The organism is Geodermatophilus sp. SYSU D00879, assembly GCF_054050375.1.
Genome location: NZ_JBJGZF010000005.1, coordinates 159,742 through 179,501 on the forward strand (window position 1 = coordinate 159,742; position 19,760 = coordinate 179,501).

Here is a 19,760-nt window from a genome sequence, read left to right on the forward strand (position 1 = left end):
ACCCGGGCCACGGCCGGATTCCCCGCCGGATCCCCCGCCTCACCGGCCCAGGCCCGCTTCCCGCGCCCGCACGATCGCCTGGGCGCGGTCGGTGACCTGCAGCTTGGTCAGCACGTTGGAGACGACGTTGCGCACCGTCTTCGGCGACAGGTACAGCACCGCGGCGATCTGCGCGTTCGACCGCCCCGCGGCCACCAGCTCCAGCACCTCGCGCTCGCGGGCGGTCAGCTGCGGGAACGCCGTCTCCGGCCCGGCGGGGCCGGCGCTGAAGAACTCCGCGATCCGCCGGGCCAGCGCCGCGCCGAACACCGCCCCGCCCGAGGCGACGGTGGTGATCGCGCGGACCACCTCCTCCTGGTCGGCGCCCTTGAGCAGGTACCCGCGGGCGCCGGCGCGGACGGCGGCGAACACCGTCCCGTCGTCCTCGCTCATGGTCAGCACCACCACGCCCACCGACGGCGCCTCTCCGGTGATCCGCCGGGTGGCCTCGATGCCGTCGAGCACCGGCATCTGCACGTCCATCACCACGACGTCGGGCAGCTGCTCGCGCACCACCTCGACCGCCGCGGCGCCGTCGGCCGCGGTGCCGACCACCTCCAGGCCCGGTACCGAGCCGAGCAGCAGCGCCAGCCCGTCCCGGTAGACCGGGTGGTCGTCGGCGACGACGATCCGCAACGCCTCATCGGGCTCGGTCACCCGCTGCTCCTCCCTCGACGGGCAGCACCGCCCGCACCTCCGTCCCGCCGTCGGGCGGGCAGCTCACCGTGCACCGGCCACCGAGCTCGGCGGCCCGCTCCCGCAGCGACACCAGCCCGACGCCGGCCGCGCGGTCGGGCGCGATCCCGACGCCGTCGTCGGCCACCGCGACGACCAGGTCGCCGCCCGCGCGGGTCAGCGTGACCCGCACGCGGGAGGCGGCGGCGTGCCGCGCCGCGTTGGCCAGCGCCTCCGACGCGATCCGGTAGGCGGCCACCTCGACGGCGGCGGGCAGGTCGGCCAGGCCGTCGGCGTCCACGGTCACCGTGGCCGGCGCCGGGAGCAGCCGCTCGGCCTGCTGGCGCACCGCCCCGGCCAGGCCGAGGTCGTCGAGCGCGGGCGGGCGCAGGTCGTGCACGAGCCGGCGCACGTCGGCCAGCGCGGCGGCGACGTCGTCACGGGCCTGGCGCAGGAGCCGGTCGGCGTCCTCGGGGCGGGCGGCGGCGAGGTTGCGGGCGGTGTCGATGCGCAGCACCACGGCGCCCAGCGAGGGGCCGAGGCCGTCGTGCAGGTCGCGGCGCAGCCGGCGGCGCTCCTCCTCCCGCGCGGTGACCAGCTGCTCGCGGCTGGCCTGCAGCTGCGCGGCCAGCGAGCTCGCGCGGGCGGCCGCGGCGGCCTGCCGGACGACGTCGGCGAGCAGCCGCTCGTCGCGGGTGACCAGCTGCGCGCGGACGCCGGCGCGGGGGAGCAGCAGCCGACCGACCTGCTCGCCGCGGTAGGCGATCGGCAGCGACTGCACCGCGGCCGGGCGGGTGCCGTGCTCGGCGACCAGCCGGCCGCCGTCGGCGGAGTCCACCTCGACGCCGACGTAGGGCGTGCGGAAGGCCTCGGCGATCCCGGCGGCGACCGCCATGAGCTGCTCCTCGGCGCCGTCGGAGCGCTCCAGCCGCTCCGCCAGGCCGGACACGACGCGGTAGGGGTCCTCCTGCTCGCCGAGTACCCAGCGGCGGACCAGCCGCCACAGCGGCGCGCGCAGCGGCACGTAGACGCCGGCGACGAGCAGCAGGGTGAGCAGGGTGGCGTCGCGCCGGCCGAGGGCGTCGCCGAGCAGGGCGCCGGCGGCGGCGAGCACCAGCAGGTCGAGCAGCACGACACCGACGGCGAGGCCGCCGTAGACCAGCGTGCCGCCGAGCAGCCGGTCGACGTCGACCGCGCGCGGCCGCAGCACGCCGACCGCGACCGCCGACCCGGTCAGCGCCACGGCGACGGCCAGCGCCAGGGTGCTCGGGTCGGCGGGCAGCAGCAGCGTGGCGAGCATGACGAGGACGTCGACGACCGCGGCCCAGAGCAGCCACCGCATCCGGGTGCGGTCCTCGCCGTCGGCCCGCCGGTACCGGGCGACCACCGACGCGGCCGGGACCGCGATCCCCAGCACCGCCAGCGGGAAGCCGATCCGCAGCAGCGGCAGCGCGACGGCGGCGGGCAGCGGCAGCGAGGTGAGGTCCAGGTCGAGGGCACCGTAGGCGGGCGCGATCGCCGTCCCCTCGTCGGCGGTGAAGGCGACGTCCGCGGGGACGACGAGCAGCAGCGCCGGCAGGAGCGCCGTCGAGGCGAGGCTGGCCACGCTCAACGGGCGCCACCGGCTGCCGGGCAGCCGGCCGTCGGGGTAGAGCAGGAGCAGCAGCGGCAGCCCGAGCAGCAGGGCCGAGCCGAGCCGCTCGACGGTCCAGAACGCCAGGCTGCCGCCGGCCCGCGGGGTGCCGTCCTGCAGCGACCACGACACCCACGACTCGGCGAGCCCGTCGACGGCCCAGAACGCGGCCGTGCCCGCCACCACCCACGAGACGGCGTTGCGCGGCGCGCGCAGCAGCAGGAGCGCCGCGGGGACGGCGAGCGCGAGGCCGGGCAGGGTGGCCAGCCAGCCCGGCTCGCGGCCCAGCGCCGCCCGCACCGCCGACGGCGTGGTGGCGTCGAGGACCGCGGCGGTGACCGCCGAGCCGACGACCACGGCGAGGACTCCGGCGGCCGCCGTCGTCCGCGCCCACCGCCGCCCGCCGGCACCGGGCCGGGGGAGGGGGTCCGGTGCCGGATCGGTCCGCCCGTCCACCGGGGCCTGCGCCTGCACGCGCGCATCCTCGCCTGCCGGTGTCCCGATGGGCACGAGGCAGCCGTCCCGTGTCACCCGGGACACGGGACGGGACCGGATCCGTGGCGGCGGGCCCTGGGTGCCCGGGACGCGTCCCCGCGACCGTTCTCCCCGAACGGCGCACACGGCGCCACCCGACGACGGAGGACCCCGATGTCCCTCACCACCACCCCCGCCCCCGCCCGCACCGACCTCGCCGCAGCCGCCGGCTCCCGGCCCGCCGCCTCGATCCGCTCGGTGCGCACGGCCGGGATCGCGGTGACCGCCGGCTCCGCCTCCTGGGCGGCCGCCTGCGCCCTGCTCGGGACGACGCCGCCGGCCGGCACCTGGCAGGCCGCGGTGGTCAACCTGACGGCGTTCGCCTTCCAGCTCGGTCTCGTGTTCCTGGTGTCGGCGCAGATGCGCACCGGGGCGATCGGCACCGGCCGGCTGGCCCGGACCCTGCTGCACGTCGAGCACGCGCTGCTCGCGGTGGCGATGGTGTCGTCCCTGATGTGGGCCCTGACGCCCTCGCTCTACGACACCGGCTTCTTCTTCGTGATCGACCTGTTCTGGCCGCTGTCGATGCTCGGCATGGCCGCCATCGGCGTGCGCATCGCGATCGCCGGGCGGTGGACGGGCGTCGCCCGCTTCTGGCCGATGGTCGCCGAGAGCTGGGCGCCGGTCACCGTGCCCACGGCGTTCCTGCTGCCTTCGGTCACCCAGTACGTCGGCGCCGCCCACCTGCTCGTCGGTTACGTGGTCCTCGGGATCGTCCTGGCCACCCGCCCGCACCTGACCGGCGCGCGCTGACCCCCGACCGCGGCGCCCCGCCATCCCCGTGACCCGGGTGGCGGGGCGCCGTCGCGTGCGGCGGAGACTTCCCGGGTGACACCTCCTGGCCAGCCGCCGCTCGACCGGCCCCTGCCCGACACCTGGTTCCGCCGCGACCTGCCCGTGCTGCGGGCCATCGCCCGGCTGGTCGACGAGCCGAAGCACGGCGGCGCCCCGTACCTGCTCGGCTCCGTCGTCCCCGGCAGCGGGCTGCCGAAGGCCGACGTCATCGCCGCGGCCAAGGCGCTCGCCGCCGCCGGCTACATCGAGCCGCTGACCAACCACGCCGGCGACATCGTCCGCATCACCGGCATCTCCGCCGAGGCCCGCCGGCTCGCGGGGCTGTGGCCGACCCCGCAGGGGGAGTGGGAGCGGCTGCTCGAGCAGGCGGCCACCCGCGCGGAGAAGGCGCCGACCGACGTGGAGCGGCAGCGCTGGCGGGCCTTCGCCGACGCGGCGCAGGCGGTGGGGCCGGACGCGGGGGCGCTGTTCATGCAGGCGCTCGTCGGCGGCTACGTGCCCCGGGCCCGCTGACCCGCTCCCGGACGCGACAGCGCCCCCGCCCGGGGGACCGGACGGGGGCGCTGGCGGAGGCTCAGGCGATCAGAGCGGGGTGACGTTCGCCGCCTGCGGGCCCTTCTGACCCTGCTCGACGTCGAACGAGATGCGCTGCCCCTCGTCGAGCGTGCGGTAACCGCTGGTCTGGATGGCCGAGTAGTGGACGAAGACGTCCGGTCCGCCACCGTCAGGGGTGGCGAAGCCGAACCCCTTCTCCGCGTTGAACCACTTGACAGTTCCTTCGGGCATTGCGCTCGCTCCTAGCTGCGATGGTGCATCGGGGTCCTGCCAGTGCGCAGGGCCTTCCCGACGGGCAGACCATAGCCGTCTCGACCCCCTCCGGTCGCCCCGGGGCCGCGCGCGTCGGCTCCCGGACCTGCCGGGACCGGTCTTGCGGGAATCGTGCGGTTCCGCGGAGAGAGGCGTGCGGGAGGCCGTTCAGGGTCGGTGGTGCCGGGACGGACCCCGGCCCGCCGACCCGAGGAGCCCGTCATGGAGACCACCGCGCGTCCCGCCGAGCCGCTGGTGCTCGTCGAGCTCGCCGACCTCGACCCGGCCGACCTCGACGCCCTGCTGGCCGCGGAGCTGGAGGAGCGCCCGGTCGAGTTCGCCGAGCTGCTCGCCGACGTCCTGCGGTCCACCGGCACCGCCGCGGCCCTGGCGCACCGCCTGGGCGCGCACGCCGCCCTGCTCGCCGACTGAGCACCCCTCGATCTCGCCGGCCCGACCCGCGCCACGGGGGTGGGGGTCGGGCCGGCGGTCACGACTCGCAGCCGACGCCGTCGTGGTCGCGGTCGAACTTCTCGTCCCAGCCGGGGTCCCCGGGGTGGATGGGAGCCGCCCCGGCGGCGCGGACGGCGTCGCAGTTGGCGTAGCTGACCGCGGTGTCGGGCACGGGCGCGGGCGCAGGGGCCGGCGCCGGCGCAGGGGCCGGTGCAGGGATCGGCGCAGGGGCCGGTGCGGGAGCGGGTGCCGGGGCCGGCGTGGTCGGCCGGGTGGTCGTGGGCGCCGGGGTGGTCGGCGCCGCCGTCCGCGGCACGGCGGCGACCACGCCGCCGGGCAGCGGCTCGGCGGGGCAGGTGCTCAGCACGGTGGCGATCGCGTTGCGCTCGGCCTGGGTCATCCAGAGTCCGTAGCTGACCTTCACCGCCACCTGCCGGGCGACGTACGCGCAGCGGTGGGAGCGGTCCGGCGGCAGCCACGTCGCGGCGTCGCCGTCGCCCTTCTGCACGTTCAGCGGCCCGTCGACGGCGAGCAGGTTCAGCGGGTCGTTGGCGAACTGGGCGCGGCGGCCGCCGTCCCACTGCTGGGCGCCCTTCTGCCACGCGTCCGACAGCGCGACGACGTGGTCGATCTGGACGTCGTCGCTGGTGGTCTGCCCGCGCTGGAAGGCGATGGTCCGGCCGGAGTAGGGGTCGTCGAGGATCCCGGTCAGGACGACGCAGTCCCGGGTGCCCGGCTTGAACGTCTCGCCGGTCAGGTCGCGGGCGAGGACGTCGTTGCGGGTGTCGCAGCCGTTGCGGTCGGTGTCCACCCAGCCGTTGCCGAACAGGTCGCGGTCGTAGCCGGTGCGCGGCGCCCGGCCCTGCACCGGGACGGCGGCGAGGGCGGCCAGCGCGGTGGTGGGGGCGGCGGACCCGACGGCGTCGTCGGTGGCGTCGTCGGAGAGCAGCCCGGTGGCGGAGTCGACCGCGGGGACGGCGGTCTCGGCGGTCTCCGTCTGCGCCAGCGACTCCTCGGCGGCCTCGGTCGCGGCCTCCGCGGCGGCGCTCCCCCCGGCCGCGGACGTGGTGGGCGCGGCCGCGGAGGTGACCGCGGGGGCCGAGGCGGCGGTCGGCTCGGCGCGCGGCGCCGTCACCCCGCCGACGACGACGGCCGCGAGGCCCGCCGCGACCACGGCGCCGCCGACCCGGCGGGAGGCGATGAACGCCCACCGCGCCCGGCCGGTGACGACCGCGCCGAGGCCGACGAGCAGCGCGACCAGGCCCAGCGCGAGCAGCCCACCGGGCAGCCCGGAGCCGGCGACCCCGGCGACGACGACCAGCACGGCGACCGCGGCCACGACGCCGAGGACCGCCCGTTGCCGCCGGTCTCCGGTGGGGACCGGCGGCAGGAACGGCGCCGGCGCCGGCGCGCGGTCCGCCTCGGCGGAGAAGGCCACCAGGACGTCGAACGGGTCGCTGCCGGTGAAGGGGAACCGGACGTCCACCCGGGTCGCGTCGGCGCCGGGCAGCGCGGCGGCGAAGGCGCGCTCCGCGGGGGAGGGCGAGGTGAGCTGCCGGCCGTCCACCAGGAGCGTGACGCTGCGCCCCGACGGCGCCCGCCGCACCAGGCGCAGCGTGGGCTCGTCCCCCCACGGCTCCGGCGCGACGTCGTAGCCGAGGGCCGCGGCCTTGGACACCACCGCGCGCATCGGCGTCCCCGGCGACCGTCCGGTGTGGTGCCGCAGGACGGCCTGGACGGCAGGGTCGGACAACGACGCCATGTGTGGCTCTCCCCGTGGTGTGCTCCGGTGCACCGGCCCGCCATCGTCCGACGTGCGGACCCGCCGGTACAGGAACCGCAGCGGCCCCGGGGCGCGTGGGGTCAGAGGGGCGAGCCGTGACCTGCCCGCGGCGTGCGGGCGACGTACACGGAGTCGAGCGGGTCGTCGGGGACCTCGTGCACCTCGACGTCGTCGAAGCCCGCGGCGGCCAGCATCTGAAGGGCGCGCTGCTCGCCCCAGACGGTGCCGAGGCCCGCGCCGCCCTGGGCCAGCGAGACGGTCAGGCAGTGCAGGGTGCTGACGCCGTAGAGCCAGGGGGCGAACGGGTTGCCGAGGTTGTCCTCCAGCGCGCTGGCGGCCCGGATGTCCATCATGAGGAAGACGCCGCCGGGCTCGAGGGCGCGGCGGATCCGGGCCAGCACGCCGGCCGGGTCGGCCTGGTCGTGGATCGCGTCGAACGCGAGGACGGCGCCGAACGGCGGGTCGACCGGCACCTCGGTCGCGTCGCACACCTCGAACGCGGCGTTGGTCAGGCCCTGGTCGGCCGCCTCGGCGCGGGCGCGGGCGATCGCGTCGGCGGAGAAGTCGTAGCCCACGAACTCCGAGCGGGGGTACGCCCGCGCCAGCAGGGTGATCGCGTGCCCGGTGCCGCAGCCGACGTCGGCCACGCGGGTGCCCTCGGCCAGCCGCTGCGGCAGCCCGCCGGCGAGGGGCACGACGTCGTCCAGGAGGTGGCCGTCGAACAGGCCGCGGTTGCCCTGGTCCATGACGTCGGTGAACTCCGGCCGGAACGCGCTGTAGGGGACGCCGCCGCCGGTCCGGAAGGCCTCGGCGACCTCGCCCACGTGGCTGCCGAGCAGCCCGGTGATCCGGCTCAGCGGCGCGAGGTCCAGCGGGCCGCCGCCCGTCAGGCACGCGGCGTGCTCGGGGGGCAGCGCGTAGCGGCCGGTGGCGGGGGAGTACTCGACGATGCCCGCGGTCACCAGCCCGCCCAGGCACTCGCGGACGTAGCGCTCGGCCAGCCCGGCCCGGGCGGCGATCTCGGCGCTGGTGCCGTCGCCCGCGGCGAGGGCCTCCAGCAGGCCGGTGCGGTACCCGAGGTCGACGAGCAGGGTGACCAGGCTGTCGGTGTAGGCGGCCATCAGCCGGCCGGCGAAGGCCTCCACCCGGGCCGGGTCGAGGGTGCGTGGCGGGGTGTGCGTGTCGGCGGTCATCGGGGCTCCGCTCGGTGCGTCCCCCGTGCGACGGCCCCCGTGCGACGCCCGGACGCTAGACCCGCCGGCGGACCGGGAGAAGGGCCCGTGGTCCACCGGGCGCGGACCCATCGACCCCGGTGCCGCCCGGTCGTAGCGTTCGTGGTCCCACGGGGGCCGGACAGACGCCGTCGGCGGGAGGCTCGCCATGTTCGCTCAGGTCATCCAGGGCAGGACGACGGACACCGAGGCCGTGTTCTCGGCCGTGGAGGACTGGGTGGCGCAGCTGTCGCCCGGCGCGGAGGGGTGGCTCGGCAGCACCACCGGCGTCACCGACGACGGCTGGTTCGTGACGGTCGTCCGCTTCGAGTCGGCCGACGCCGCCCGCCGCAACTCCGACCGCCCCGAGCAGGGCCGGTGGTGGGAGGGGGTCCGGCACCTGTTCGAGGGCGAGCCCACGTTCCTCGACAGCGAGGACGTGACCGCGGACGTGTACGGCGACCCGGACCGGGCCGGCTTCGTCCAGGTCGTGCAGGGCCAGGTCACCGACGTCGAGCGCGCGAAGGAGCTCATGGGCCAGGCGCCGCGGGAGCTGATGGCGGAGTTCCGGCCCGACGTCCTGGGCTCCGTGCTGATCGCCCACGAGGACGGGCGCTGGGTCCAGGTCGGCTACTTCACCTCGGAGGCCGAGGCCCGCGAGGGCGAGCGCAGGGAGCCCCCGGCGGAGTGGCGGGAGGTCATGGAGGAGCTGACGCGGCTGGCCAAGGAGCCGCCCACCTACCTCGACCTCCGCGGGCCCCTCCTGCACTCGCCGGGCTGAGCCGCCGGCCCGGTGCGCCGTTCACGTCGGCGCGGTGCGCGGAGCCGGGTGGAGCGGGCGTCGCGGGCGTTCCGCGCCCCGCGGGAGGGCGTGCCAGGTCGGCACCACGGGTCGCGTGTCGTCGCCACTCCGGCACTCGTGCGGAGGGCGAGCGGTCCAGCAGAGTCGACGGCGTCGCCGTCGACTCCCGAGGAGGACGCATGTCCACACCGACCACTCCCTACTGGGTCGCCGGCCGGCCGCGCACGGGCACGGACGTCGTGGAGGTGCGCTCCCCCCACGACGGCGCGGTCGCGGGCCGGACGACGACCGCGGGCGCCGGGGACGTGGAGGCGGCGGTCGCCGCGGCGCACGGTGCGCGGGCGGAGTGCGCCGCCCTTCCGGCCCACGCGCGCAGCGCCGCGCTGGACCACGTGTCCCGGCGGCTGGCCGAGCGCAGCGAGGAGATCGCCGCGCTCATCACCGCGGAGTCGGGCAAGCCGCTGAAGTGGGCGCGGCTCGAGGTCGCCCGGGCCGTCTCGACCTTCCGCTGGGGCGCGGAGGAGGCGCGGCGCTGGTCGGGCACCCTGCAGCGCCTGGACACCGACCCGGCGGCCACCGGCCGCATGGCCCTGGTCCGGCGGGTCCCGCGCGGCCCCGTGCTCGGCATCGCGCCGTTCAACTTCCCCCTGAACCTGGTGGCGCACAAGGTCGCCCCGGCGATCGCGGTCGGTGCGCCGATCGTGGTCAAGCCGGCGCCCGCGACGCCGCTGTCGGCGCTGCTCCTGGGCGAGGTCCTCGCCGAGACCGAGCTGCCGGCGGGCGCCTGGTCGGTGCTGCCGGTGCCCAACGAGGTGGCCGCGCAGCTGGTGCAGGACCCGCGGCTGCCGGTCGTCTCCTTCACCGGCTCGGTGCCGGTCGGCTGGTCGATCCGGGAGTCCGCGCCGCGCAAGCACGTGACCCTGGAGCTGGGGGGCAACGCCGCCGTCGTCGTCGCCCCGGACCAGGACGACGAGGCGCTGGCCTGGGCCGCCGGCCGCATCGCCACCTTCGCCATGTACCAGGCGGGCCAGTCCTGCATCTCGGTGCAGCGGGTCTTCGCCCACCGCGCCGTCGCCGGCACGCTGACCGACCGCGTCGTGGAGGCCGTGCAGAAGCTCGTCACCGGCGACCCGACCGACGACGCCACCGACGTCGGCCCGCTGATCGACGAGCAAGCCGCCCGCAGGGTGGAGAGCTGGGTCGAGGAGGCGGTCGCGGCGGGCGCGCGGGTCCTGACCGGCGGCACGCGCGAGGGCGCCGCCTACGCGCCCACGGTGCTCACCGACGTCCCCGCCGACGCGAAGGTGTCCTGCGAGGAGGTCTTCGGCCCGGTCGTGGTCCTCGACCCGGTGGACTCCGTCGACGAGGCGTTCGCGCGGGTCAACGACAGCCGCTTCGGCCTGCAGGCCGGCGTCTTCACCCGCGACCTGCAGGTGGCCTTCCGCGCGGCGCAGGCGCTGGAGGTCGGGGGAGTGGTGGTCGGCGACGTGCCGAGCTACCGGGCCGACCAGATGCCCTACGGCGGGGTCAAGGACTCGGGCACCGGCCGCGAGGGCGTGCACGCCGCCATGGAGGACCTCACCGAGGAGCGCGTGCTGGTCCTCACCGGCATCCCGGTGTGAGGCCCCCCGGCCGCTCCTGACGACCTCGGGGCGGCCGGGACGCAGCGAGGCCCCCGGTCCGATCGGACCGGGGGCCTCGTCGTCGGGAGAGCGGTCAGCTCTCGATGTTGGCCATGACGTGCTTGACCCGGGTGTAGTCCTCCAGGCCGTAGAGCGACAGGTCCTTGCCGTAGCCGGAGTGCTTGAACCCGCCGTGCGGCATCTCGGCGACCAGCGGGATGTGCGTGTTGATCCACACGCAGCCGAAGTCCAGCCGCTTGCTCATCCGCATGGCCCGGCCGAAGTCCCGCGTCCACACGCTGGACGCCAGGCCGAGGTCGACCCCGTTGGCCCAGCGCACGGCCTCGTCCTCGTCGGTGAAGCGCTGCACCGAGATGACCGGGCCGAAGACCTCCCGCTGCACGATCTCGTCGTCCTGGCGCAGGCCCGCGACGACGGTCGGCTCCACGAAGAAGCCGCGGTCGCCCTGGCGGTGCCCGCCCGCGGTGACCTCCGCGTGGCCCGGCAGCCGGTCGAGGAACCCGGTGACGTGCGCCAGCTGGTTGGCGTTGTTCACCGGCGGGACCAGGGCGTCGGCGTCCTCGGCGCCCTTGGCGTAGGTGGTCGCGGTGGCGCGGGCCTGCTCGGTGAGCGCGGCGACGAAGTCGTCGTGGATCCCCGGGCCGGCCAGCACGCGGGAGGCGGCGGTGCAGTCCTGCCCGGCGTTGAAGTAGCCGGCGGTGGCGATGGCCTCGGCCGCGGCCTCGAGGTCGGCGTCGTCGAAGACGACGACCGGCGCCTTGCCGCCGAGCTCGAGGTGGACGCGCTTGACGTCCCTGGCCGCGGCGCCGGCGACCTCCATGCCGGCCCGCACCGACCCGGTGATGGCCACCAGCTGCGGCGTCGGGTGGTCCACCAGCGCGCGGCCGGTGTCGCGGTCGCCGCAGACCACGTTCAGCACGCCGGCGGGCAGCACCTCCGCGGCCAGCTCGGCCAGCCGCAGCGTGGTCACCGGGGTGGTGTCCGACGGCTTGAGGACGACGGTGTTGCCGGCCGCCAGGGCCGGGGCGATCTTCCAGACCGCCATCATCATCGGGTAGTTCCACGGCGTGACCTGCCCGACGACGCCGATCGGCTCGCGGCGGACCCAGGACGTGTGCCCGGCCATGTACTCGGCGGCGGCCTTGCCCTCCAGGGTGCGGGCCGCGCCGGCGAAGAACCGGATCTGGTCGACCATCGGGGGGATCTCCTCCGAGGCGGTCAGGCCGATCGGCTTGCCGGTGTTGCGGCTCTCCAGGGCCACCAGCTCGTCCCCGTGCTCCTCGACCAGGTCGGCCAGGCGCAGCAGCGCCCGCTGCCGCTCCGACGGGGTGGTGTCCCGCCACGTCTCGAAGGCGTCGGCGGCCACGCGGTAGGCGCGGTCGACGTCCTCGGCACCCGACACCGGCGCGGAGGCGAACACCTCTCCGGTGGAGGGGTCCACCAGGTCCATCCGGCGGCCGTCGGTGACGTCGACGTGCTCGCCGCCGACGAAGTTGCGCAGCTCGAGCTTCTCGCTCACCGCAGGTCCCTCTCGTTCGACAGTGGTGCTGATCCGGTCGTCATCGTGCCCCGAGACCGTCGGTCGATCCAGTGCCAGGCGCCGATCCGTGCGGATTCCGCACTTCGCTCGGCGCCTGGGTCTCCGCCTCGACCTCCGCCAGCAGCTCCGACCCGGTCACGACCCTCTCCGCGAAGTGCCGGTGCATCCAGGCGAGGTGGTCGTGCCGGCTGCGCATGATGCGCAGGGTGTCCCAGTTGGGGAACACCTGCTGCAGCACGTGGGTCTGCATCAGCCGGGGGTCGACCTCGTAGACGTGCTCGAAGGTCGTCTGTGCCACCTCGCTGACCCGCTGCGCCGCCGGCGGGGTGTGCTGCTCGGCGAAGCGGTACGGCGCGGTGGCCGCCGGGCCGGTGGGCTGGTCATCGGTTCTCATCGGTCGTGTCCCTCCCGTAGGCCCGGTCCAGCAGGTACTTGCCCGGGTTCATGACGTTGTTCGGGTCCAGCGCGCGCTTGACCTCGAGCATCACGTCGAACCCCTTGCCGAGCTCCTGCGGCAGCAGGTCGACCTCGCCCTCCCGGCAGGACCCGTGGCAGGCGCTCATCGAGCCGCCGTGCGCGATGGCGACCGCGGCGATGTCCCGCTTGGCCTGCACCCACGCCGCCCACGCGGCGTCGTCCAGGCGCTGCTCCCAGATGCCGACGTCGATCTCGGTCAGGTAGTCGACCCCGGTGCTGGCCGAGGTGTAGGCGAACATGCCCCAGTCGTCGAACACGTCCGTCTTCCGGCGCAGGTCGGCCAGGATCTCGTGCCACGCCCGGCTGACCGCGGGCACGTCGGAGAAGTTGACCGCGGCGTCCTCGCAGTGCCAGGACATCGGGATGACCTGGCCGTCCTTGGTGCGGCCGTGCAGGGGGGTGGCGTACCGGTCGTGCCGGGCGGCCCAGTCGCCCTCGGAGATCTCGTCGCCGAGGTAGCGGGCGCCGTGCTCCTTCGCGATGCGGAACAGCCGCCTGCCGCCGGCCCGCACCTCGTCCTCGTAGCCGTACATGACCGCGCAGACCAGCGCCCGGACGTCGGAGGGCTGCGGGATGTACGCCTCGTCGTCGCGGCGCAGGTAGGCGACCTTGTGCTCGTCGAAGAGCACCGCGCCGGCGAAGGTGGCCACCCCCGCCCGGGCCAGCGCGCCGGTGCAGGCGTGCGCGGCGTCGTAGTCGTCGAACGCCCAGAACGGCGAGAGCTCCGCCTCCGGCTTGGGGAACAGCTTCAGCGTCGCCTTCGTCGCGATGCCGAGGGTGCCCTGGTGCCCCATGAACAGGTGCTTGAGCTGGTAGCCGCTCGAGCTCTTGCTGATCTTCTGGCCGATGCCGTCGCCGACGTGCAGGACCTCGCCGGTGGGCAGCACGTGGTCGAAGCTCAGCACCAGGTCGCGGGTGTGCCCGTAGCGCGAGCCGATCAGCGACCAGCCGCTGGTGCCGATCCGGCCGCCCACCAGCGAGCACGGGTAGGACGCCGGGTCGTCCGGGTAGAACAGCCCGTGCTGGGCCAGCCGCTCGTTGAGCTTGAGCATGCTGATGCCCGTGCCGACGGTGACGGTCCGGTTGACCAGGTCCAGCTCGTGGACCTGGTTCATCCGCTTGACGTCGACGACGATGCCGCGGCGCATGGGCACCGCGCCGTCGGTGAGGCCGGTGCCGCCGTCGCGCGGCACGACCGGGACGCGCAGGTCGTTGGCGATCTTCACGACCGCCGCCACCTGCTCGGTCGACGTCGGCAGGACGACGACGTCGGGCACGCGCTCGGACCACCGGTGCACCGGGAACGGCGCGGGCACGCGGGCGCGGTTGTAGCGGTCGGTCTTGGCCAGCAGGACCTGGTCGTCGGCGAGCACCCGGCGCAGCGCGGTCACCAGGGTGGCGAGCTCGGCGTCACCCAGTGGCTCCCGGCTGAAGGGCGCGGTCCCGATCACGGGTTCGGTCGTCGTCATGGTCAGTGCCCCCCGCACCCGCAGCCGCCGGAACCGTTGCCGCACCCGCCGCCACAGCCGCCGCCACCGCATCCGCCGCGCGAGCTCCCGTGCGCCCGCCGGGCCCGGCCCGGGACGCCGGTGCGCTCCTGCGCCAGCCGGCGGTCGCCGACGTCGCCGCGGGACCCGCCCACGGTGATGCCGAGCGACTGGGCGAACAGCTCGTGCAGGTCGACGACGTCGATGTCCTGCGCGTCGCCGGCCTCCGACAGCGGCCGCTCCGACCACGGGCAGGCGCTGACCAGGGTGTCGACGTCGAGCTCCGCGGCCCGCTCCAGCCGCATCGCGCTGATCTTCGCGGTGAGCTCGGGCTTCTCGATCGGCAGCCCGCCGCCGCCGCCCGAGCAGTAGGACCACTGGGTCACCCGGTCCACGTCCTCGAAGCGCAGCCCGGGGATGGCCCGCAGCAGCTCGCGCGGTTCCTGCCAGATGCCCTTGCGCTTGTTCAGCCGGCACGGGTCGTGGTACGTGATCGCCCGGTCCACCGGCACCGACGGGGTCAGCCGGCCCTCGCGCAGCAGCTGGGCCAGCACCTCGATGACGAGGACGACCTCGATGTCGAACTCCTCGCCGAAGTACTTCGGGTAGTCCTCGGTGAAGCTGATGTAGTCGTGCGGGTCGAGCACGAGCACCCGCCGGGTGCCGGTGGCCCGCCAGTTGTCCAGGTTGTGCCGGGCGAAGCGCTGGGCCTGCTCGGCGTAGCCCATCTCGGCGGCCGGGCCGCCGCAGCACCACTGCTCGCCCATGAGGCCGAACTCGTAGCCGGCCATCTGGAGCATCTGCGCCACCGCGCGCGGCACCGACGTCCGGTAGAAGGCGGCCTCGCAGTCGACGAACAGGACCGTCTCGCCGCCGATGGGGATGTCCAGGCCCTCGGCCCAGTCCCGCACCTTCTCCTGGCTGACCGGCGTCTCGCCGAGCACCGGCTCGTGGGTGCGCAGGTCGGTGCGCTCGTTCCAGATCTGCCAGTTCGGCTGGTGGACGCCGCTCTCGACCGCCAGGGAGCGCACCGCCTTGACGACGTCGACCGTGCGCGTGCGGAACCGGTAGAAGTCGCCGGTGAACAGGGTGTTCGGGCACCGCAGCTCGCAGGCGCCGCACTGCGTGCAGTTGACGTAGTCGGCGGCGATGTCGGCGATGTCGAGCTCGCCGCGCTCCATGGCCACGACGTTGGCGTGGAAGGCCGTCGGGGTCCACGACTCGTTGCGCTCGACCTGGGTGACCGGGCAGACCTCGCGGCAGAACTTGTGACCGGAGGAGAAGCAGTTGTACGAGGTGTTGCGCCACTGCTCGACGAACGCCGCGGTCCTCGGGTCCTGGCGGGGCGGCGGGACCGGGCCGGCGAGCGTCTCCGGGTAGTCCGCGAGCTCCGGCGGGTTCGACGGTGCGCCGGGGGTGAACGGCTGGGAGAGGGCGTCGGCTCCGGGTGGCCGCTCGGGCTGGACCTGTGTCACTGGGTGCTCCTCGTCACAGGGCGGCTGGGTCTGCGTCACGCTAACGAGCAAAACCTATGGAATCAACGGTTAAGGCTCGGGTTCGTCGGTGTAACACTTCTGCTCATGCAAGTCTCAGGAGGCGAGCGTGCAGCTGCTCAGCGGTGACGCCCGGCGCGCCGTCTTCGCGCCCCTCGACGACGGCGCGCTGCGCAGCGAGGCCGTCGTCCGCCGCGTGGGCAGCGCCATCGCCCTCGGCCTGCTGGCCGACGGCGAGCAGCTGCCCACGGAGACCGACCTCGCGACCATGCTCAAGGTCTCGACGGTGACCCTGCGCGAGGCGCTGGCCGAGCTGCGCAAGCTCGGGCTGGTCGAGACCCGGCGGGGTCGTGGCGGCGGCAGCTTCGTCGTCTCCCGGGACGACGTCCTCTCCGAGCTCGCCGACGCCCGCCTGGCCGAGCTGGGGACCACCGACCTGCGCGAGCTCGGCGACGTCCACAGCGCGGCGGCGGCGGCCGCGGCCCGGCTGGCGGCCTCCCGCGCCTCCCGGACGGAGATCGCCCGCCTGCGCGACATCGTCGACCGCCTGGCCTCGGCCGGGACGATCACCGGCCAGCGGCGCACCGACGGCCGGTACTACATCGAGCTGGCCGCCTCCGCCCAGTCGGTCCGGCTCACCATGCAGGAGATGGACCTGCACCTGGAACTCGGTCAGCTGCCGTGGCCCCCGGCGCACGCCCCGGGACTGCTCGACGTCATCGTCGCCGGGCACCGGGCGGTCGTCGACGCGATCGCGGACCGCGACGGCGCACGGGCCCGGGCGCTCACCGAGGCGCACATCGAGACGCGCACGACCTGGGCGATCGAGCTGCGGCTGCAGCGGCTCGGTGCCGGGGATCCCTCCGGCGCCGAGCGCGAGGTCTCGTGAAGGCCGGGACCGCGGCGGAGGCCGCGCGGGTCGCCGAGCGGGTGTCCGACCTGGTCGAGCGGGTGTTCGTCACCGTCGGACGGGTGCGCGAGGCGGTGCTGCGCTCGGTCGAGCGCGAGGGGGTGCCGGCCACGAGGTGGGTCCTGCGCGACGGCGTGCAGGAGCTGCTCCGGGAGTCCGGGCAGCTCGCCGTCGGGCTGGGGCTGGTGGTCGCACCCCGGCCCGAGCAGGGCCTGCGCCAGCGGCTGGAGTGGTGGCAGGTCGACCCGGACGGCGGCCGGGTGCACACCCTCGAACCGGACCTGCGGCCGACGAGCCTGGGCTTCTACGACTACACGACCACCGAGTGGTACGACGTCCCGCGGCGGACCGGGCACCGGCACGCCTTCGGCCCGCACGTCGACGTCCACGGCACCGGCCGCTACGTGCTGACGCTGACCGAGCCGGTCGTGGCCGCGAGCGGCTTCGTCGGGGTGGCCGGCGCCGACGTCCCGGTGCGCCGCTTCGAGACCCACCTGCTGCGGGCCCTCGGCCGGCTCCCCGCGCCGTTCGTCGTGGTCAACGACGAGGACCGGGTGGTCCTCTCCACGGTGCCGCGGCTGCTGGTCGGCAGCCTCCTGCCGGGGCCGGCCGCGCCGGCGGGGCGGGGGACGCCCGTGCCCGGCGTCCCCTGGCGGCTGCTGGCCGACGACGGCACCGGTCCGCTCGGGGGCTGACCCCCGCCGCGGCGGGGAACAGGAACGTTACGCGGCCGTCTTGTCCTGTGAACTCTGGCTCTATAGGTTTTCGCCCGACCTTGTGGCCTGGGGCACAACGACGACCGTCGACGGCCCCCTCCCGAGCCGAGGAGGACCCGGTGACACCACCCGGAGAACAGACCGTCGGCACCTCCGACGACGCCCAGCTCGCCGCGCTGGGCTACACCGGCCAGTTCGAACGCAGCATGGGCCTGTGGGCGAACATGGCCCTGGGTTTCACGTACCTCTCCCCGCTGGTGGGCGTGTACTCGCTGTTCGCCTACAGCCTGTCCATCGGCGGCCCGCCGGCGATCTGGTGGATCGTCATCGTCGGCGTCGGCCAGTTCCTGGTCTCGCTGGTGTTCGGTGAGGTCGTCTCGCAGTACCCGCTGGCCGGCGGCATCTACCCGTGGACCCGGCGGCTGGGGAACCGGCGCTTCGCCTGGATCGTCTCCTGGGTCTACATCTGGGCGATCATCGTCACGGTCACGTCGGTGGCCGAGTTCGGGGGCGGGTTCGTCGCCGCGCTGTTCAGCATCGACGCGACCCCGGGCGTGGCGCTGGCGACCGCGGTGGGGCTGCTGGTCCTGGCCTTCGCCGTCAACTACAGCGGCACCCGCACCCTGGCCCGCATCGCCCGCATCGGCCTGGCCGCCGAGCTGGTCGGCGTCATCGCGCTGGGCCTGTTCCTGCTGCTGTTCCGCCGCGAGCAGCCCTTCTCGATCTTCTTCGACACCCTGGGCGCCGGCGGTGGCGAGGGCTACCTCGGCACCTTCCTCGCCGCCGCGCTGTCCGGCCTGTTCCTCTTCTACGGCTTCGAGGCCTGCGGCGACGTCGCCGAGGAGGTCGCCGACCCGACCCGGCGGATCCCCCGGGCGATGATGCTGACGATCCTCGTCGGCGGCGTCTCGGGTCTGCTGTCCTACGCGGGCTACGTGCTGGCCGCCCCGGACGCGCAGCTGCAGGCGATCATGGCCGGGGAGGACGTCGACCCGATCCCGACCATCCTCGAGGCCGCGCTCGGCACCGCGGGGTCGAAGGTCTTCCTGGTCGTCACCGTCGTCGCGTTCGTCTCCTGCGTGCTCTCGCTGCAGGCGGCGGGCAGCCGGCTGCTGTACGCCTTCGCCCGCGACCGCATGCTCCCGGCCAGCGGCTGGCTGGCGCACGTGTCGGCGCGGCACGCCGTCCCGACCAACGCGCTGCTGGTGGTCTGCGTCGTCCCGGTGCTCATCTGCCTGTTCGTCTTCTGGCAGCCGGACTCCCTGGCCCGGGTCACCGCGTTCGCGGTGCTCGGCATCTACATCGCCTTCCAGGCGGTCGTCCTGGCCGCGCTGCGGCAGCGGCTGCGCGGCTGGCGGCCGGCGGGGCTGTGGAACCTCGGCTCGGCCGGGTTCGTGGTCAACGTCCTCGCGCTGGCCTACGGCGTCTTCGCCATCGTGCTGCTCGTCAAGCCCGCGCCGGGCACCGAGACGTTCCTGGACCGCTGGATCGTCGCCATCGGCCTGGCGATCGTCGCGGCCACCGGGCTGCTCTACCTGTTCCTCGCCCGCCCGGACCGGCACTCTGCCCACATCCCCGAGGGCGACGCCCGCGAGGTGGCCGCACAGCTCCACCAGATCCGGCGCGACGCCTCGACGGACGGGGCGCGCAACCAGGTGAGTGAGGAGATCCGATGAAGTTCAGCTACGCGATGCTGCCCGACTACTCCCTCGAGGAGTCGCTGAGGGCGATCGAGCTGGCCGACGAGCTCGGCTTCTACGCCGTCTACGCCGCCGACGAGACCTGGCACAAGGACCTCTGGCTGCTGTTCGCCGCCGCCGCGGCGCGGACGTCGCGGGTGCGGATGGGGCCGAGCGTGTCGTCGGTGACCCTGCGCGAGCCGTCGCTGATCGCGCAGGCCGCGGCGACGCTGGACGAGCTGAGCGGCGGCCGGGCCGAGGTCGTGCTGTCCAGCGGGAACTTCGGGCTGCTCGCGCAGTACAAGCTGGACTGGAAGGGGATGAAGCCGCTCTCGCGCACCATCGAGGGGGTGCACGTCGTCCGGACGCTGCTCGACGAGGGCACGATCACCTTCGACGGCGAGTTCTTCCGCTACGACGGGCTGTTCACGTTCGCCCGGCCGGTGCAGGAGCGGGTGCCGGTGAAGATGGGCGCGATGCGGGGCCCGCGGTCGTTCGAGGCGGCGGCGCAGTACTCCGACGGGTGCCACCAGGCGCTCAGCTACAGCCGGCAGGCCTACGAGTACGCGGCCGAGCACTTCCGGGCAGGCGCCGAGAAGGCCGGCAAGGACTGGACGACGATGGACTTCGGCGCCTGGGTCGTCCTCGCCGTCGGCCGGGACTCGGCGGCGGCCAAGGAGGCGGCCCGCAGCATGGTGGGCATCTACGCCTCCTCCATGCCGGCCGAGCAGCTCGCCCGGCACGGTGTGGACCCCGACCAGCTCACCCCCATCATCGAGGCGATCGCCGGCGGCGACCTCGCCCGGGGCATCGAGCTGACCACGCCGGAGCTGACCGACAAGCTGTCCTTCTCCGGCACGCCGGAGGAGGTGACGGCGAAGATCAAGGAGATCGAGCCGGCCGGCGTCAACCACGTCATCGCCGCGATCAACGACGCGTCGATCGTCAAGGCCTTCACCGGCCGGGAGCTGCCCGGCGTCGCCACCGTGGAGGAGCAGCTGCGGCTGCTGCACGACGAGGTGATGCCCGCATTCGCCTAGCGGAGGTCGGCCCCCTTGCAGGGCCCGCCGCGAGCGTGCGAGC

18 protein-coding genes are annotated in these 19,760 nt (G+C 75.0%); 9 read left to right on the top strand and 9 right to left on the bottom strand.

Annotated elements, in window-relative coordinates; genetic code table 11:
- Nucleotides 1–39: 39 nt before the first annotated feature.
- Together ACI79B_RS09415 and ACI79B_RS09420 are read right to left on the bottom strand one after the other, a co-directional pair.
- The gene (locus ACI79B_RS09415; RefSeq protein WP_456928638.1) at nt 40–696 is read right to left on the bottom strand and encodes a response regulator; all 657 of its coding nucleotides are present in this window, start codon (nt 694–696) and stop codon (nt 40–42) included.
- A complete protein-coding gene (locus ACI79B_RS09420; protein ID WP_456928637.1) occupies nt 680–2,821 on the bottom strand; it encodes a sensor histidine kinase in 2,142 nt (713 codons plus the stop codon). The genes ACI79B_RS09415 and ACI79B_RS09420 overlap by 17 nt, the downstream gene beginning before the upstream one ends.
- A 174-nt stretch (nt 2,822–2,995) precedes the next feature.
- Here ACI79B_RS09420 and ACI79B_RS09425 point away from each other — a divergent pair, with 174 nt between their 5' ends.
- Together ACI79B_RS09425 and ACI79B_RS09430 are read left to right on the top strand one after the other, a co-directional pair.
- Nucleotides 2,996–3,634, top strand: coding sequence for a hypothetical protein (locus tag ACI79B_RS09425; protein ID WP_456928636.1), 639 nt, complete (start codon nt 2,996–2,998; stop codon nt 3,632–3,634).
- A gap of 75 nt (nt 3,635–3,709) precedes the next feature.
- On the top strand, nt 3,710–4,189 hold the full coding sequence (locus ACI79B_RS09430; RefSeq protein WP_456928635.1) for a hypothetical protein: 480 nt from the start codon (nt 3,710–3,712) through the stop codon (nt 4,187–4,189).
- Between the two features lie 69 nt (nt 4,190–4,258).
- On the opposite strand, the gene ACI79B_RS09435 is transcribed toward ACI79B_RS09430, so the two are convergent.
- Nucleotides 4,259–4,462 carry a cold-shock protein gene (locus ACI79B_RS09435; protein ID WP_387990932.1) on the bottom strand — a complete coding sequence of 68 codons (204 nt, stop codon included), beginning with the start codon at nt 4,460–4,462 and terminating at the stop codon, nt 4,259–4,261.
- Nucleotides 4,463–4,705: 243 nt separating this feature from the next.
- On the opposite strand from ACI79B_RS09435, the gene ACI79B_RS09440 reads away from it, so the two are divergent.
- On the top strand, nt 4,706–4,915 hold the full coding sequence (locus tag ACI79B_RS09440) for a hypothetical protein (protein ID WP_456928634.1): 210 nt from the start codon (nt 4,706–4,708) through the stop codon (nt 4,913–4,915).
- A gap of 58 nt (nt 4,916–4,973) precedes the next feature.
- Here the strand turns inward: ACI79B_RS09440 and ACI79B_RS09445 are convergent, their stop codons facing one another.
- Nucleotides 4,974–6,698 (bottom strand): GmrSD restriction endonuclease domain-containing protein, encoded by a 1,725-nt coding sequence (locus tag ACI79B_RS09445; RefSeq protein WP_456928633.1) that lies wholly within the window; start codon nt 6,696–6,698, stop codon nt 4,974–4,976.
- A 101-nt stretch (nt 6,699–6,799) separates the two neighbouring features.
- Nucleotides 6,800–7,912, bottom strand: coding sequence for a methyltransferase domain-containing protein (locus ACI79B_RS09450; RefSeq protein WP_456928632.1), 1,113 nt, complete (start codon nt 7,910–7,912; stop codon nt 6,800–6,802).
- A gap of 187 nt (nt 7,913–8,099) precedes the next feature.
- Between ACI79B_RS09450 and ACI79B_RS09455 the strand changes: the two genes are divergently transcribed.
- Both ACI79B_RS09455 and ACI79B_RS09460 read left to right on the top strand, forming a co-directional pair.
- Nucleotides 8,100–8,711 (top strand): hypothetical protein, encoded by a 612-nt coding sequence (locus ACI79B_RS09455; protein ID WP_456928631.1) that lies wholly within the window; start codon nt 8,100–8,102, stop codon nt 8,709–8,711.
- 200 nt (nt 8,712–8,911) lie between these two features.
- Nucleotides 8,912–10,354 carry an aldehyde dehydrogenase family protein gene (locus ACI79B_RS09460; RefSeq protein ID WP_456928630.1) on the top strand — a complete coding sequence of 481 codons (1,443 nt, stop codon included), beginning with the start codon at nt 8,912–8,914 and terminating at the stop codon, nt 10,352–10,354.
- 94 nt (nt 10,355–10,448) lie between these two features.
- Here the strand turns inward: ACI79B_RS09460 and ACI79B_RS09465 are convergent, their stop codons facing one another.
- The 4 genes from ACI79B_RS09465 to ACI79B_RS09480 are packed head-to-tail and all read right to left on the bottom strand — an operon-like array spanning nt 10,449 to nt 15,354.
- Complete coding sequence (locus ACI79B_RS09465) at nt 10,449–11,894, bottom strand: gamma-aminobutyraldehyde dehydrogenase (protein WP_456928629.1); 1,446 nt, start codon at nt 11,892–11,894, stop codon at nt 10,449–10,451.
- Between the two features lie 40 nt (nt 11,895–11,934).
- On the bottom strand, nt 11,935–12,309 hold the full coding sequence (locus ACI79B_RS09470; protein WP_456928628.1) for a hypothetical protein: 375 nt from the start codon (nt 12,307–12,309) through the stop codon (nt 11,935–11,937).
- Nucleotides 12,296–13,861 (bottom strand): FAD-binding oxidoreductase, encoded by a 1,566-nt coding sequence (locus ACI79B_RS09475; RefSeq protein ID WP_456928627.1) that lies wholly within the window; start codon nt 13,859–13,861, stop codon nt 12,296–12,298. Before ACI79B_RS09475 ends, ACI79B_RS09470 begins: the two co-directional genes overlap by 14 nt.
- A 2-nt stretch (nt 13,862–13,863) precedes the next feature.
- A complete protein-coding gene (locus ACI79B_RS09480; protein WP_456928626.1) occupies nt 13,864–15,354 on the bottom strand; it encodes a (Fe-S)-binding protein in 1,491 nt (496 codons plus the stop codon).
- A 127-nt stretch (nt 15,355–15,481) separates the two neighbouring features.
- Between ACI79B_RS09480 and ACI79B_RS09485 the strand changes: the two genes are divergently transcribed.
- The 4 genes from ACI79B_RS09485 to ACI79B_RS09500 all read left to right on the top strand — a co-directional run bounded on the left by ACI79B_RS09485 (nt 15,482) and on the right by ACI79B_RS09500 (nt 19,717).
- On the top strand, nt 15,482–16,261 hold the full coding sequence (locus ACI79B_RS09485; protein ID WP_456928625.1) for a FadR/GntR family transcriptional regulator: 780 nt from the start codon (nt 15,482–15,484) through the stop codon (nt 16,259–16,261).
- Nucleotides 16,258–16,977, top strand: coding sequence for a PDC sensor domain-containing protein (locus ACI79B_RS09490; protein WP_456928624.1), 720 nt, complete (start codon nt 16,258–16,260; stop codon nt 16,975–16,977). The genes ACI79B_RS09485 and ACI79B_RS09490 overlap by 4 nt, the downstream gene beginning before the upstream one ends.
- Before the next feature lie 140 nt (nt 16,978–17,117).
- Nucleotides 17,118–18,674 carry an APC family permease gene (locus ACI79B_RS09495; RefSeq protein WP_456928623.1) on the top strand — a complete coding sequence of 519 codons (1,557 nt, stop codon included), beginning with the start codon at nt 17,118–17,120 and terminating at the stop codon, nt 18,672–18,674.
- Nucleotides 18,671–19,717, top strand: coding sequence for an LLM class flavin-dependent oxidoreductase (locus tag ACI79B_RS09500; RefSeq protein ID WP_456928622.1), 1,047 nt, complete (start codon nt 18,671–18,673; stop codon nt 19,715–19,717). Before ACI79B_RS09495 ends, ACI79B_RS09500 begins: the two co-directional genes overlap by 4 nt.
- The last annotated feature ends 43 nt before the right edge of the window (nt 19,718–19,760 follow it).

What these genes read in the sequence shown, in the direction of transcription:
- ACI79B_RS09435 (WP_387990932.1), bottom strand. Translation starts at nt 4,462, where the DNA reads ATGCCCGAAGGAACTGTCAAGTGGTTCAACGCGGAGAAGGGGTTCGGC.
- ACI79B_RS09445 (WP_456928633.1), bottom strand. Translation starts at nt 6,698, where the DNA reads ATGGCGTCGTTGTCCGACCCTGCCGTCCAGGCCGTCCTGCGGCACCAC.
- ACI79B_RS09455 (WP_456928631.1), top strand. Translation starts at nt 8,100, where the DNA reads ATGTTCGCTCAGGTCATCCAGGGCAGGACGACGGACACCGAGGCCGTG.
- ACI79B_RS09450 (WP_456928632.1), bottom strand. Translation starts at nt 7,912, where the DNA reads ATGACCGCCGACACGCACACCCCGCCACGCACCCTCGACCCGGCCCGG.
- ACI79B_RS09425 (WP_456928636.1), top strand. Translation starts at nt 2,996, where the DNA reads ATGTCCCTCACCACCACCCCCGCCCCCGCCCGCACCGACCTCGCCGCA.
- ACI79B_RS09460 (WP_456928630.1), top strand. Translation starts at nt 8,912, where the DNA reads ATGTCCACACCGACCACTCCCTACTGGGTCGCCGGCCGGCCGCGCACG.
- ACI79B_RS09475 (WP_456928627.1), bottom strand. Translation starts at nt 13,861, where the DNA reads ATGACGACGACCGAACCCGTGATCGGGACCGCGCCCTTCAGCCGGGAG.
- ACI79B_RS09500 (WP_456928622.1), top strand. Translation starts at nt 18,671, where the DNA reads ATGAAGTTCAGCTACGCGATGCTGCCCGACTACTCCCTCGAGGAGTCG.
- ACI79B_RS09440 (WP_456928634.1), top strand. Translation starts at nt 4,706, where the DNA reads ATGGAGACCACCGCGCGTCCCGCCGAGCCGCTGGTGCTCGTCGAGCTC.
- ACI79B_RS09470 (WP_456928628.1), bottom strand. Translation starts at nt 12,309, where the DNA reads ATGAGAACCGATGACCAGCCCACCGGCCCGGCGGCCACCGCGCCGTAC.